The organism is Embleya australiensis, from assembly GCF_051903075.1.
Classification (GTDB): domain Bacteria; phylum Actinomycetota; class Actinomycetes; order Streptomycetales; family Streptomycetaceae; genus Embleya.
This window is the reverse complement of the sequence record NZ_CP182423.1, coordinates 3848474-3862217: the sequence shown is the minus strand read 5'-3', so window position 1 is coordinate 3862217 and position 13744 is coordinate 3848474. Positions and strand designations below refer to the sequence as shown.

13 protein-coding genes and 1 pseudogene are annotated in these 13744 nt (G+C 70.8%); 9 read left to right on the top strand and 5 right to left on the bottom strand.

Going from position 1 to position 13744, the window contains the following annotated elements; all coding sequences use genetic code 11:
• Positions 1-224: 224 nt before the first annotated feature.
• The 5 genes from ACMXN5_RS47065 to ACMXN5_RS47045 all read left to right on the top strand — a co-directional run bounded on the left by ACMXN5_RS47065 (position 225) and on the right by ACMXN5_RS47045 (position 3005).
• Positions 225-575 (top strand): FAD-dependent oxidoreductase, encoded by a 351-nt coding sequence (locus ACMXN5_RS47065; protein WP_439681029.1) that lies wholly within the window; start codon positions 225-227, stop codon positions 573-575.
• A 28-nt stretch (positions 576-603) separates the two neighbouring features.
• Positions 604-1086 carry a phosphopantetheine-binding protein gene (locus tag ACMXN5_RS47060; protein ID WP_439681028.1) on the top strand — a complete coding sequence of 161 codons (483 nt, stop codon included), beginning with the start codon at positions 604-606 and terminating at the stop codon, positions 1084-1086.
• Positions 1086-1439 (top strand): hypothetical protein, encoded by a 354-nt coding sequence (locus ACMXN5_RS47055; protein WP_439681027.1) that lies wholly within the window; start codon positions 1086-1088, stop codon positions 1437-1439. The genes ACMXN5_RS47060 and ACMXN5_RS47055 overlap by 1 nt, the downstream gene beginning before the upstream one ends.
• A 487-nt stretch (positions 1440-1926) precedes the next feature.
• Positions 1927-2322 (top strand): winged helix-turn-helix transcriptional regulator, encoded by a 396-nt coding sequence (locus tag ACMXN5_RS47050; protein ID WP_439681430.1) that lies wholly within the window; start codon positions 1927-1929, stop codon positions 2320-2322.
• Between the two features lie 314 nt (positions 2323-2636).
• Positions 2637-3005 (top strand): hypothetical protein, encoded by a 369-nt coding sequence (locus ACMXN5_RS47045; protein WP_439681026.1) that lies wholly within the window; start codon positions 2637-2639, stop codon positions 3003-3005.
• Between the two features lie 87 nt (positions 3006-3092).
• On the opposite strand, the gene ACMXN5_RS47040 is transcribed toward ACMXN5_RS47045, so the two are convergent.
• From ACMXN5_RS47040 to ACMXN5_RS47030, 3 genes are all read right to left on the bottom strand, one after another.
• A complete protein-coding gene (locus ACMXN5_RS47040; protein ID WP_439681025.1) occupies positions 3093-4808 on the bottom strand; it encodes a hypothetical protein in 1716 nt (571 codons plus the stop codon).
• Positions 4809-5646: 838 nt separating this feature from the next.
• Positions 5647-6198: a hypothetical protein gene (locus ACMXN5_RS47035; RefSeq protein ID WP_439681024.1), complete on the bottom strand. Its 552-nt coding sequence runs from the start codon at positions 6196-6198 to the stop codon at positions 5647-5649.
• Between the two features lie 169 nt (positions 6199-6367).
• Positions 6368-6847, bottom strand: coding sequence for an RNA recognition motif domain-containing protein (locus tag ACMXN5_RS47030; RefSeq protein ID WP_439681023.1), 480 nt, complete (start codon positions 6845-6847; stop codon positions 6368-6370).
• A 645-nt stretch (positions 6848-7492) separates the two neighbouring features.
• Between ACMXN5_RS47030 and ACMXN5_RS47025 the strand changes: the two genes are divergently transcribed.
• Positions 7493-8164, top strand: a complete 672-nt coding sequence (locus tag ACMXN5_RS47025) for a helix-turn-helix domain-containing protein (RefSeq protein ID WP_439681022.1) — start codon at positions 7493-7495, stop codon at positions 8162-8164.
• A 100-nt stretch (positions 8165-8264) separates the two neighbouring features.
• On the opposite strand, the gene ACMXN5_RS47020 is transcribed toward ACMXN5_RS47025, so the two are convergent.
• Positions 8265-8789 carry a GNAT family N-acetyltransferase gene (locus ACMXN5_RS47020; protein WP_439681021.1) on the bottom strand — a complete coding sequence of 175 codons (525 nt, stop codon included), beginning with the start codon at positions 8787-8789 and terminating at the stop codon, positions 8265-8267.
• Between the two features lie 393 nt (positions 8790-9182).
• Complete coding sequence (locus ACMXN5_RS47015) at positions 9183-10208, bottom strand: helix-turn-helix domain-containing protein (RefSeq protein WP_439681020.1); 1026 nt, start codon at positions 10206-10208, stop codon at positions 9183-9185.
• Between the two features lie 420 nt (positions 10209-10628).
• Between ACMXN5_RS47015 and ACMXN5_RS47010 the strand changes: the two are divergent.
• The 3 genes and pseudogenes from ACMXN5_RS47010 to ACMXN5_RS47000 form a co-directional block, all read left to right on the top strand.
• Positions 10629-10886 (top strand): annotated as a pseudogene (locus ACMXN5_RS47010) (transposase); the annotation flags it as partial.
• A gap of 729 nt (positions 10887-11615) precedes the next feature.
• Complete coding sequence (locus tag ACMXN5_RS47005) at positions 11616-11900, top strand: hypothetical protein (protein WP_439681019.1); 285 nt, start codon at positions 11616-11618, stop codon at positions 11898-11900.
• An 892-nt stretch (positions 11901-12792) separates the two neighbouring features.
• Positions 12793-13704, top strand: coding sequence for a hypothetical protein (locus tag ACMXN5_RS47000; RefSeq protein ID WP_439681018.1), 912 nt, complete (start codon positions 12793-12795; stop codon positions 13702-13704).
• Positions 13705-13744 lie beyond the last annotated feature (40 nt).

The window sequence follows — 13744 nt, the reverse complement described above, 5'->3', positions numbered from 1 at the left end:
CATACTTCCGGGGAGCGCGCGGGCGCACCCTCCCGACTACTCCATACGGGTGAACCCAGGGTCGACCGGGTTTTGTGTTCGTCGGGCTGTCGTGGACCGCTGTCCGCGTCGGTTGACATTCGTCACCACGACGAGCCGATCCGCGCGCCGATCCGCTCCGAAGATCCCGTAAAGGAGGCCGAGGCGACCGCGCCGCAGTCCCGACGCGAGGGGTGACCGCATCGATGTTCGACACCGTTTCCACCTCCGTGGGCCATCCACCCGCACGCCGTGGCGCACGCATGGGCCGGGTGGCGGTGGTGGGTTCGGGGGTGGCCGCCCTCGCCGCCGCGTACGAGTTGTCCCGAGCGGGCATCGACGTCGAACTGTTCGAGGCCGCCGGGCACCTGGGGGCCACGCGCACACCCGGACGGTCGTGGAACCTGCGGGTCGGGCCCGAACCGCCAGGGAGATTCCCGTCCGGCCGTTCCGGGTCCACGTCTTTGGCGCGTACGCGCGCGACGGTCTCGTTGCCCTCGATGCAGCGTTCGACATCAGGTCGCATCGTTTCGTCAGCCGCTCGACACTCACCATGAGGCGCACCCGACCGAGCACGACGACGACGTGCGCGAGGCGCGGGAGCGGACCGAGGCCGACGGCACCGAGGGCCCGGATCCGCGCACTCCCGCGGAGAAGGCGACGGCCGAGGTGTGGTCGGAAGTCGTCGGGGTCGAGACCGTCGACCGCGACACGGACTTCTTCGCCCTGGGCGGGAACTCGCTCCAGGCGACCCGCGTCGCGGCGGCCTGTCGTGCCCGTTTCGACCTCGATCCCGGGCACAGCCGGTTCCTGATCCGCGTCCTGCTCGACAACCCGACACTGGGCGCGTTCGCCGCACGTGTCGCGTCACTGATCGAGGACCCGGGCCAGGACACCGCCGAGGACGCGGTGGGCTTCGAGCACGAGGCGCGGTTGGACCCCGACCGGCGTTTTCCCTCCGCGCAGGAACCCCCCACCACCGGCCGGCTGGTGTTCCTCACCGGCTCCATCGGGTTCCTGGGCACCCACCTGCTCGACGCCGAGTCGCCGAGAAGCTCGCGTGTCTGATGCGGGCACCGACCGAACACCGGGGCCGCCGCCGACCGGCGGCACGCATGCGTCGCTACGGACTCGACCCCACACGCCTGGACGAACGTGTCGCCATCGTGCTCGGCGACCCCGAGCGCCCGCGGTTCGGCCTCGACGAAGCAACATCAAGCCGAGGAAGTACCGGACCAGGTTCCTCGAATTCTGCCGCTGTCTGCGCGGTCTCTACTCGCCCGAGTGCCATCGCGTTCGTGTTCGATGACTTCTCCCCGCACCGACCACGAAGAGGGACAGCCGCGTCGGCGACTGGGCGCGGGTCCTTCACCTCGACGGCGCCGAGCACGCGCCGCCCACAAAGAGCAAGGGCAGCATGATCCGCTGTTACATCATCCGCCGCTCGTCAGGGCAGGCGGGCGTGTTCGGCTCGGGTGGCAACGATCCGCTCACGCGCGAGCGCACGGGCCCGCTTGGCGTCGTCGCCGGTGAGTCGGGCGAGGATCGTTGCGAGCGGCCTGATCCGGCCCTAGCCGCCCCAGTGACCTCGGGGATCTCGGTGGGAAACACCCAGATCCGGCCGGCGTCACGCGGCCAGGCGCCGTTCTCCGCATCGAGGATTGCCTCGGTAACCTCGGCGATGACGCTCGCACGCTTGTGCTCGTCGAGCTGGCCCTCGGGGACGGACGGGACGACCTTGTAGCGAGGTGCGTCCGCGGGTTCTCCGCCGACGTGGATGCCGGCCGGTCGGTGCAGCCAGAGCCAGGAGACGGAACGGGTCACCGGGTCGGCGGGGTCGAATCCCTCGTTGCGGACGAGGATCTCGGTGGTGGGCGAGCGCTGGTCCCTGCTGATCGTTCGTGAGCGCTGGACGGCGCGCGCCGGTTCGGCGAGTTCCACTCCCGCCTCGGGATCGCCAGAAATCTCCTGGCGACTCGGCTCGAGACCTTGGTGACCGCGGGAGTGATGCGCCGCGTGCCCTATCAGGAGCCCGGGGATCGACAGCGCTTCGCCTACGAACTCACCGAGCAGGGCCGGGCGTTGCGGACCACGCTCGTGGCGCTCCTGGAATGGGGCGACACGTACCTCGCCGACCCGCAGGGCCCGTCCGTCATCGTCCGGCACCGGCCCGTCGGCGATGCAAACTCCTGCGACGAGCCAGTCGAGGCCGTCCTGCAGTGCGCTGCGGGACACAGCCGGCTCGCCCCGGAAGACGTCTGCCGCACGCCCGGGCCGGGCGCGCGCTTCGTGAAAAGCTCCTGAGATCCGAACGATCACCCTGAACTGGCCCGGCACGCCCACTGTCCCGGTCGTCGACGGCGCCGGCTCCCCGATCGACGTCGGTCTCATCGGCAGCGCCGGCCAGGGCGGCTGACCCAGACGCAGACCCTCGAAGACCTCGGACGTCGATGTCCTGTCCGGCTCGACGCCCGGGGTCTTCCTCGGTCCGCCCGCTCCCCCATGGAGCCCGGACGCGCGCAGGACAGCGGGATGCCCCTCCGAGGAGCTCATCGTGGCGGGTGGCCTGCGCGTTGTGGAAAGCTCCACGGGAGTCGCGTTGCTGCCCGGTTGCTGCTGTGGCCAAAGGGCCGCAGCGTGAGTGGCACGAGGCCGTCGACGGCAACGACCGGCCCTGGCTCGGCCACGATCCGCAGCCAGCCGCCGAGCGGTTCGGCTACACCCTTCGGCTGACCGTCAGGTTCGGGCAGAGCGACAGTCCGGTGATCGAGCTGTCCGCCTCCGCGCTCGGGCAGCTGCTGGTGAGCGTCGAGCGGGACTTGACCGGCTTCGTTGCGCGGCGGCCAACCGGGCATCCCACCACCTGCCCGACCACGCCACCCCTGTGCTGGCCGCCCTCCCCCGCCTGCCCGATCTGCCGTCGCCGACCGGGAGTACGCCGACCGCAGACGACCCAGCTGATCGTCGTCGGCGGCGTCCTGATGTGACCGTGAAGTCCCGCGGCGGGTCCGCTCCACGTCGGCGCGCCTCGACGATTCCCGGCTCACGGCCACGGACGCGCCCGCCGGGTTCGGTCACGGGGCCGGATCCACGGCGTGCAGGACCGCTCGGTCCCCGTCGCCGGTGAGCAGGATCGCGCGGCCGGCGCTGATGCCCCAGGGAACGGCGGCCCGATCCGGCATCGTGACGACGCCGGCCGACGTCACCGCGACGGGGCGGAGGTCGCGCGTGCCGTATACCCGGTCGCCGGCGACGGAGCGGGCGACGACGCCCGGGGTGACCGATGCACGCCCCTGGGCGAGATCGACGACGACCGGTCCCAACGCGACGAGGGAACTGCCGTCCGCGTGGATCCAGGCGCCCGACAGGGACCCGGCGGGGGCGTCGGCGCCGACGAGTACCCGGCCGGAGGAGGAGTCGTGCACGGCGAGTGTCTCGCTGCCGTCCACGGGGCCGGACCACACGGCGGCGACCACTCCGTGCCCGGCGCCGGCCACGCGCAGCATGCGCGCGCCGGGGCGCGGTGGCAGCGGAGCCACCACGTGTGTCCGTCCGTCGAAGCCGACCAACTCCCAGGGTCCGACGGCGCGTCCCGCGAGCACGTGCGCCGTATCGGCGGCCATCGCCACGGTTCCGGGAGACAACCCGACCGGAACAAGGGCATCCCCGCGCAGCACGGCGGCCGATCCATCGGCCCCCGTCACCAGGGGGAGGGCACCGGCGTAACTGACGCGGGCGCCGGGCGCGAACTCGACGGTGGTGGGCGGACGCGACGCTTGGGGAGCGCGCAGTGGGGACCACACCAGGAGCCGGCCCTCGGTCTCGGCGACGAGGACCGGCGCGGTCGGGTCGCCGGTCGCGTGCAGCGCGACGTTGCCCGCCGGCAGCGGCTCGCCGACCTGAACGACCGCGCCGTCGTGCGGATCGAGCAGCGCGACTCGACGGTCCGGTGTCAGGATGGCGAGCACACCCCCGAGCGTCGCCACGCTCGGCCGACCGGCTCCCGGCGGTGCGATCGGCCGCGACCACGCGGACGTCTGTCGCCAGCCGGCCGGAGCGGCGACCGCGGCGGGTTCGGCACGCGAGGTCGTGCTCGTCCGGGATTCGGTGGACTCGTCGTCCGGCCAGACGAGAAACGCGACGACCGTGACCGCTGCGGCGACCGCGAGGCCGATCGCGGCCGGCGCTACGCGGCGGCCGGAACGCGGGGCCCGCCGCCGAGCTCGTTCCGGTCGCGCGGGCACGGTCGCGGGTGGCCCCTCGGTCGGCTGCGGGGCGGATCCGGGCAGGTCCGCCATCCCGTGTGGGTCGCGCTCGTGGCCGCCGTGCTCGTCGCCCGTGTGCTCTTCGGGCGCCTGCCCGTGTGCGTCGTCCTCGTCGACACCGACCCACCACTCGCGGGCGGCGCCGTCGTGGTCGTCGGTCGGTGCCGTGTCCTCCTCGCTCGACGGGATGTGTGCCTCCTCGTCGGGGACGTCCGGGTCGGGATCGGGATGGGGCTCGGCCAAGAACGTGAGCGTCCCGTCCGGGTCGATGAGCAGGGGATAGCGGGTGCCGTCCGGATCGATGTCGATCGCGCGGACGGGCCGGTCGAGGAGGGACGCCGTGAAGCGGACCTCGTCGATGGCGGCGTGACGGGCTTCCGCCCCCTCGGGGACGTAGACCGGCGTGCCGTCCACGGTCGCGACCCCGTCCTCGGGGTACTCGATGACGAACAGGGGGGTGGCCGGGACGGCGGAGGTGTGGTTGGTCAACGGTTCTCCCGAGGTCTCGGACGGTTCGGGTGCCACGCTCGGACGGTTCGGGTGGGCGCGGACGTGGTCGGCGACAGGCCCATGAGGCGCGGCGATGCGGACCGATCCGCGGCCTCGTGGCGGTGCGTGGAACGCGACCCGGCAACAGGATGACCCTCTCGGCCGCGGCCGGTTCCTCGCTGTCGTTCGATCGGGTGATTCCGGCACCCGGCTTCCGCACCGGCACGTGGCACGCGCCGGTCGCGATATCGGTTCAACGAGCGACCCACGCCCCGGCAACGGATCAGTCGGCGAATTGCGGCGGTCAGGCCACCGGGGAGTTGGGCGACCTGCCCGGGGCGGGGTCGCCGAATCCGACATGCCCGGTACCGAAGGACGCCCCGACCCGGGCATCCCGATCTCGTGAACCACGCGCCGTGAGGCGTGACTCGCGCCGCGAGGCCGGCACAACACCCGAGTAACCCCCCGGGCGCGCGGGCGTTAGCCCCGGCAGGACAGCCCTCGTATTCTCGGAGGAACGTGTGCACATCACTTGCCCGGCCGCCGCGGCGGCCCTCGTGCTCCTGCTCGTGACCGCCTGCGACAGCACACCGGCCACCGCCCCCACCCGGGCCCTCGATCCCGCCCTGGCCGCCAACGGCGCGCCACTTCCCGGCGCCGGCTCGTCGGGCGCCTGGCCGCTCTCGAGGACTCCTCTCGGCGCAGCCGACCCGGCAACGCCCGCGACCCCGGCGGGTACCGAACCGCCCGACGCGCAGCGGGCGAACCCGCCCGCCGACACCCGATCGGCCGCTTCCTCCCCGTCGTCGCGTGGATCCGGGGCATCGGATCGGGCCGACCATTCCTCCGCTCCCGATACATCGGCCCGACGCGGTCAACCCGAGCGCGAGCCGTCCAAGACGGGCGCCGTCAATCCCTGGGCGGCCTGTGACTTCGGGTTTCGGTTCAGCGGCCGGAGCGACGACACCCCCGAAGCCCGCGCCTGCCGCTCCGCCCACGGCTGAACAGCCGATCTCGCGCTGCGCCAGGCCGCCGGCGACCTGCCCGGCCCGGACGCGGGGCGTTCTACGACGTGCTCGACGGCGCCGAATCGGCCAACGAGGGATCGGTCCGCGCGGACCCGCGCGAACTTCTCAGGGTCGGCGTCCGGGCGCAGCACTGTGTTGCCCAGCGTCATCGTGGTGGTGATGTGTCCGGTGAGCAGATCCTCGCGGGGTCGGACCCGGCGATCGGCGAGGCGCCCGGCCTTGCGGTCCCGCAGCGGATAAGCGAAGGCGGAGGCAAGTTCGATCTCCGACGTGTCGTCGAGTCGGTCGAGCAGCCCGTGGGTGATCTCGACGACCTGCGACTCCATCACCTCGGTGAGCTGCGGGGTGAAGGCCCCGCTGAGGAGGCTGCGGTACTTGCGGAGCGTGGGTGGGCCCATCCGGAAGATGTCCCCTTGGTGAGCGATCGGTCGACGCCGATGAGGAACAGCCGTGTCAGGTCGGAGGAGAACCTCGTGTAGCCATCGAGAATTTCGAGGCACTCGGCGTGCCCGGATCCGGGCCCACCGGATGCGAGACCCCTCGGGTCCGTCCGGGCAGGCGGACGCGTCAGTGTTTGCGGTCGGGCCGAACTGTCGCCTGCTGTCGGTCCGTACCGGTTTCGGTGACCCTCAGCCGACGACCGTCCAAGTGCCGTCCGTCCAGTGCCGTGATTGCTGCGCCCGTTTCCGTAGGGTTGCTCATCTCCACGAAGGCAAAGCCCCTGCTGCGGCCAGTCTCGGCGTCGCGCCGGATCGTCGAGCCGGTGACCGTGCCGTGTTCCTCGAACATCCGCCGAAGCGTTTCGTCCGTCGTGTCGAACGACAGGTTGCCGACATAGATCCTTCCCACCTCGATCCTCTCTCTTGCAGGTAGTCGGTGGCGCTGACACCGATGTAGTGGATCGGGGGTCGGCCCGTGTATCGCAGCCACCCATTCACGCGCTCCCGCGGCCACGCGTGCCGTGAGAATCGTGTGGGATGCCCTCATCATGCCGGCGCGCGGCGGGTTCGGTGTTGCGGCCCGAACCAGGAAGCCGGCCACGGTCACGGTGGCGTCGAATGCCGGGCGCGCGTGGCAGGCAAGTACGGCAAGGACTTCTGGGCCCGGTCGACGACACCCCCGACGCCGGATGCGGTGGAGCGGGCCGTACTCTCGCGCCAACATTCGCACTCCCGTGTTCATTCGTACGCGTCTACGTCAACGTGCGGCCGCGACGCACGAGGTCTTGCTCAAAGTCCGGACCGCGACCGGGCGGAACCGAACCGTTGCCAGTCGTCGGTGATCACGGCATGATCGATTCATCGCTCTACCAACGGAGTTGCGGTTGTTGCCCGTCGAGCGGCTGGGATCAACGCAGGCGATATCAAGACTGCTGCGGAGCTTGGGCGGTCGTCTTGTACGAAGGCGCACTCTCGGGCCGGAGTCGTCGACCGACGCGCGCAGCGGCACGCGTCGCGGGCCGAGTCGATGTTCGTCACGGAGGTTGGAATGGCCACTGATTCGAGGAATGGGGGCGAATACGCGGAGCGGTGCCCCTCCGGGCGATTACGCGACCATGTGGTGATGTTCAGGGGTCATCGCACCACGGGACGGGGACCGCTCAGGCTCACTCTTCCCTCGGCCACCGTGACGTTGATCCTTGGGTGGGGAAATCCGCTCCACTTGGTCCATGAGGCCCGGAGCACGCCGGCGGTGCGAACCACGTGGCATGCGATGCTCGCCGGTCTGCGGCTGTCGTCGATCAGGGGCGGATACGAAGGCGTCGCGGAGGCGATCGAGGTGGAGTTCACTCCGCTCGGCGCGTATATGTGCCTGGGTTTGCCGCTGCACCACCTGGCCCACCACCACGTGCACCCGGACGCGGTGCTGGGTGCCGGCTGGTCGGCCAGACTCACCGAGAAACTCGTCGCGGTGCCGGATTGGAAAGGACGCTGGGCGGTCCTCGGCGAGGACGCCTTGGCTCGGCGGATGGTGGACGCGCTGCCCCCGTCGCCGATCGTTGCGGAAGCGTGGAGTCGGCTGCGCGCATCGCACGGGCGGTTGTCCGTCCAGGAACTGGCCGCGGTGACAGGCCGGAGTCCACGGCGGCTCCAGGTGCTTTTTCGCGAGCAGATCGGGCTCCCACCGCAATCCGTCAGCCGGATCCTGCGATTCCAACGCGCGCTGACCCTGCCCTCGGACGCGTGCCGGTCGCTGGCCGACCGGGCGGCCGCGTGCGGCTATCACGACCAGGCACACATGAACCGCGACTTCCGTGACCTGGCCGGACTCACCCCCGCACGGCTGTGCCTTCTTGCCGACCGTGCCGTCCCTCGAGGCAAAGCCCCCCTCGAGGGACGGCTGGCAAACGTCTTCGATCACTGAAACTGCCACCCACCGGGCCCGAATGTCCGCTCGGCGGTGCTGCGACTCCTCGGCGGTGATGCCGGCCGAGTGAGGACACCGCTCGCCCGGTGGCGGCCACTCACCGAACCCTCCCCACTCGCCGGAGGAGTGACGGTCGGCCGCCCGTCGATTGTCGCGCGACAGGCTTGATGTACTGGTGGCAAGGGACGAGGACCGGACCCGTCACGGCGTCGGCCGGATAGTCGAACAGGCCTTCGTCCACCCAGCCGTTGCGTACGTAGAACCTGCGCGCCCGGGCGTTGCCGCTCACGACTGCCAACCACGCCCGACGATGGCCGCCGGCGCCGACGAGGCGCTCGGCTTGCGCGAGCAGTAGGTCCCCCACCCCCGTGCCGCGGTGCTCCTTCGACACGTAGACCTGTTCCACCTCGTCGTCGATCACCGTCACGAATCCCGCAACCGCTTCATCGATCTCGACGACCGTCGTGGCGTCTATACGTTCGAGCGCCCGCGTCCTGAACGACGACGCGCCGCGGACGGCGACGAGAGCCTCGGGAACGTGCCCCAAGTGGCCATCGCACCACCCTCGTTGCCAGATCTCCGCGATCCTTTCCACATCGTTGGGGCTTGCGGGCCGAAGCATCGAGAACTCCTTTGTCGGGCCTGATCGTTGAGGATCTGTTCCGCGTGACCAGGTGTCGGTTCGGGCCGGGACGGTTCCCGGTGAACCGGCGGTTCGGGGTACGGCACCGGCGGAGGCGGCCGTGCGAATCCGGGCCGCCGAAGCGATCGCGCCGACGACGAGTGCCCGGTGGGTGTGGGCCGCGGACGAGAACCGGATGCGAACTCTGCTGACACAGGTCACCTCGCTCGACTGGGCTGTCGATCGCCGGCGGTCATCCGCCGGACTCGATGGTCGTGCTGTCAGGGGCGCGCACCAGGCCCGGCCGTTTGCGCTTCCGGACATTTTTCGCAGCTTTTCAGCCGCGAGATCGGAACGCTGATGCCTGTCGGGAATCAGCTTGCCGAGAAGTGGTCACGGAGTCCTTGTCGTGGCCTGCACGGTTCTTGTCCGTTCGCGCACGGCGTCGCTGTGATGATGGCTTCGGTACTCTCCGGGGGGCATGCCGTACGCGGATCGAAAGACGCGGCTGAAGTGGGCTCCGTCCTTGAAACCCCACTGGGTCGCGATGGCCAGGACCGGACGGGAACGCAGGGCGGGGTCGGCCAGATCGCGCCTGCAGCGCTCGAGCCGACTCCTGCGGATCCAATCGGCCACCGTGAGGCCCTGATCCTGAAAGAGCTTGTAGAGGTAGCGCGTGGAGATTTGGTGAGCTGCGGCAATGGTGTTCGGCGAGAGGTCGGGGTCGCCGAGGTGTACCCGGATGAACGCGTGAACCTGTGCTTGTATCGCCCTTCGATGTGTCTCCGGCGGCAAGGCGTTGTTGGATTCCAGCTCGTGTGCGCACAGGGCGGCGGACAGGTCGATGGTGATGGCCGCCAGGCGGGCGGCGTCCGCCGGGGTATAGCCGGCAGCGTTCGCGACCAGTTGGTCGAGATGACCGGCGAGTAGCGCGCCAAGCCCGTCCCGACTCGCCACGGGAGCTGCGAGGAGCGGGCCGAGCGTCTCCGCTCGGACGGGGAACAGCTTTCTGGGTACCTGCAGGATCAGGCAGCCGGCGACCGTCTCGTCTCCGGCGGTCGCCCAGGCGGTGAAGGGTCGCGAGGTGTCGTAGTAGACCAACGTCTTCGAGGTCAGCACTGTCTCACGACCCGCCTGGGCGACTCCTATCCGTCCGAGCCGATGGAACACGAAGTAATAGATGCCCGGGTCCGAACGTCGGATCAGTTTCGAGGTCCGCGTCACGTGCAGCGGACTGTACGTCAATGTTGATATCTGCACGGAGCCGAGATCGAGGCGGCGTATCGAGCCCCGGAAGTCGTCCTGATGGTCGGTGTGAATCAACGTCGGCAGATGAGACTTGGTTCCGGCGTCGTACCAGCTTGCCCAGCGGTCCTGCCTCGGTAAAACGTCGGTAGTGAACGTTTCTTCGATCATCATCTCTCCATTCGGTCCGCCGTTTTTCTCGGCTCGCTCACACTTCGAGTGAACGCCGCTGTTCGTCCTTCCGTCGGCGGGTACGGCACGCCCCGGTCGCCACCCCCCGAACCGCGCTCGGGAACGGGCCGTCGGCGCCGACTTCCAACATCCGTACTTCCCATCGTCGGTCGTACGCCCCTGGGCCGACACGCCGCCACGACCCAACCGCCCTCACCCTCTGAGCGGCAACCAGGCGGAACTTGACCGCTGCCGCTGGTCGTCGACGGTCATGCCATGGCGCAACGTCCCCTTCAGGGGGATACGTTGCTCTTCCGGAGCAGCTTGTGCCGGGCGCCGCGCGGCGCGTGTCCATATTGGTGTGACCGCTGAGCGGTCGCCTTGTACGAAGGCGCACTCTGCGACCAGGGCGTGGACACTACGCTGACGGCCGCGGTGGCCGAGCTCGCGGAGCAGGCGGCCGAGCAGGCCGGTGCGCGCGGGGTGCGACTGCTGGGCGAGGGCGGCCTGTTGCAAACGCTCGCGAAGCACCTGATGGAGGACGCACTCCACGGGGAGTTGGACGAACACATCGCGGACGAACGGGCCCGGTCGGGCGGGAACGCCCGCAACGGCACCCGCCGCAGGAGGGTGAACACCGAGGTCGGGCCGATCACCGTGGGTCGGGCTCGTCGACCCGGGCCCGGATCCCGTCGACTGCGGCATCTCGGCGACCACCCCTACCGACGGCGTCGTCGACATCATCCGTCAGCTCGGTGGATACGTTCGTCCTGTTTGCCGAAGAGGCCGAGGAGTTCGACGTTGCCGCGACCTGCGGTGCGGACGCCGCGCGCCGAACTGGCCGCCGGACTGACGCCGCGTCGCGCCGCCGCACCGGTGGCCGGGGGACGGGAGCCCGTCGTCGCCGCGGTGGAGGCGGACGGGTGACTGAGCGCCAAAGCGGGAGTTGTTCGCCTCACTGCGGGAATCGACCGGCACCGGTGGGCATTTGCCGCGTAGTAGTGGAGGTGCTCCTCCGGGCGGGGTGACGGTCGTGGACGAGCCGGCGGACTCGTCAGCACGGCGTTCGCTCCGACTACACGGTGCCTTTCGGGCCTGCGATCGGCGCCGTGTCGGAGGACCCGCATACCCTCCACGTGAACGACGGATCCGGGCCCGGACAGGGGACGGTCGATTTCCGGCGATCGTACCCGGCCGCGTGCGACCTCTGCCGTACCCGTGCGCGCGGTTCTCGCATCGCGCAGGACTGTGCGCTCCATGACACGCTGCCGAGGAGCAACAATGTCACGTGTGAGGAAGACCGTACCTGCGGCGATGCTGGCGGCTTTCGTGCTGTCGGGCGTGGGAGCCACACCCGCAGCAGCGGTTGGAGGCTTGCTCCCCCACCCCGGGCCGGAGGGTCTGGTGTGGGTGGACGAGAGCATCGGAGACGGTGGTGTCGTATCGGGGGGCGCCTCGGAACAACTGCCGACCGTGCTCACCGTCGCCTGTGAGGGAGGCGGCAGCGTGGGGGTGACGATGCACTCCCGGGACGCGGAGGTGGCCGCGTTCACAGTGGACTGCCCCGCCGGCGGCATCGGCGTGAACTCGGCGACCATGGATCCGGGCGTCGTGCGGTCGGGGTCCTTCACCGTGGGGGTCGAAGCCTCGGCGCAGACGCTGCGATGGGCACTGACGGTCACCCAACCGGAGTAGCGCACGGCGGCCGTCGGCAGGCATTGCCCGGCCCCGGCACCGAAGAACGGTCCGGTTGAGCGCTGCCCGCCGACCCGCCACGCCGGCGGAAGACGGGTGGTCGTCTCACCGACTCGCGCGACGCGATCGGTTCGCCGGCGCGGTCCTGACCGAGGCGCTCGAAAAACGCGGAGGCGGTGGCCTCCAACGCCGCCTCGGCGGTCACCTGTACGGCCTTGCGGACAACCAGCGCGCAACCGCCGACGGCCATACCCAGCGTCAACGCCGACGCGGCGACCACGGAGACCACGGCCACCCCCGCGCGACGCGGGGCTCGCGGCGGGGTGTGCAACGGGGTGTGCGAGGTCGATGGCGGGGTCGAGGTCGACCCGTCCGCCGGGCGCGGGTGGGAATGCATGTTCATGGGGCGTCCCTTCGCCTGGGGTCGCACGTGACGACCCGTTCGCCAGGGACGTGCGTCCGGGCGCGGACTTCTCTCCGACTTTCCGAAGATATTTTTCGTGGGGGTTCATCCGCACGAAGGGCCGCCCCGACAGCTCGGTCGAACCGCCGGACCGCCGGGCGGTGTGGTCGGCTGGGAACAGCACCGGGGATGAGGGGTGTCCGGTGAGCGCGTGTCCGCGCTCGGGAACGCCTTGCGGGCGTGCGGCGGAGGAATATCGCTCGTGGGTGAAAGATCCGCGAGACGTGCGGGACATGCCCGACCTCGAACACCGGGCCACGCTCGTGCCCGGCGAAGAGACGCCGGGACTACCCGGGACACCGACGACCGTTGGGTACGGCCGCGCGGCGGCGAGGAAGCGGCCCGGATCGAGTGCTACCACGAGACGGCAGGCGTTCGCCGCCTTGTACACGGCAGGCCCGGCCCCTGCCGCCTGTGCAACGCCGGGCGATGGACGCCTACTTGGATCGCAGCCTCGCGGAAATGGAGGAGGTCGAGGGAGCCCGGCTCGCCGAGTACCTGGGCCGGCCCCGGGCGAAGGTCGACCTCCAGCCGCATCGGGCCCTGCGGCAGACGCTGCCCCGGGTCGGCCTGCTCGCCGCCGCCCGCGCCGCGCAGTCGTGTCCGGTCGCCGCCGCCCTGCCCGAACTCGCCGGGCTCGCCGAACCCGACCGGGCGGGACCGGAACTGAGCCCGGCCGGAACCGAGTACAAGGCGCTGCGGCGGCACGCCGAAGACTGCCTCCAGTGCACCGGCGTCGCGAACGACGCGGTCGACGAACAGCGCTGGGCGCTCGGTCCGGGACTGGTCGTGCTCGCCGCGCGGGAACAGCCGGACGAGCAGAAGCGACGCCGTGCGGCGATCGTGTGGTGCTCCGCCGGGCAGGCCGAACGTGTGGTCGACGGACCACGGCCCGCCTGGGAGAGCCCTGCGGAGGCGGGCCGTTCGGCCGCCGCGGCGAGCACCACACCGCCCGCCTTACCGGGCGGCGTGCCGGCGACCGTGATCGGTGGCTCCCCCGGCGGGCCGACGGGCGGCCTGGTGCGCCTCGCTCGGCCCGTCGCCGTAGGCGAGCGAGCGGTGAAGGACGCGGCCTTGCGGCAGGTCCTGCGGATCCCCGGCGTCGGGAAGGCGGCGACCACGGCGGTCCGGACCGTCTACGACAACCCGATGGCGGTACGGCTCGGCGGCGCCGGCGCCGGGCTCGTCGTCGGGCCCGCCCCCGGCACGGCGCCGATACCGCGTACGGTCCCGGTTCCATCGCAGCCAGGCCACCGTCGCCGCGCGAGCTCTGATTCGCCGGCGCGGGAAATCGGCCCCGTGGGACTCCTTTCGGGTGGGTTCCGCGTCGGTCGGGCGTAGCCGGCCGGTTCCCGAATGCGGGCAAATCACCGCACTCCTA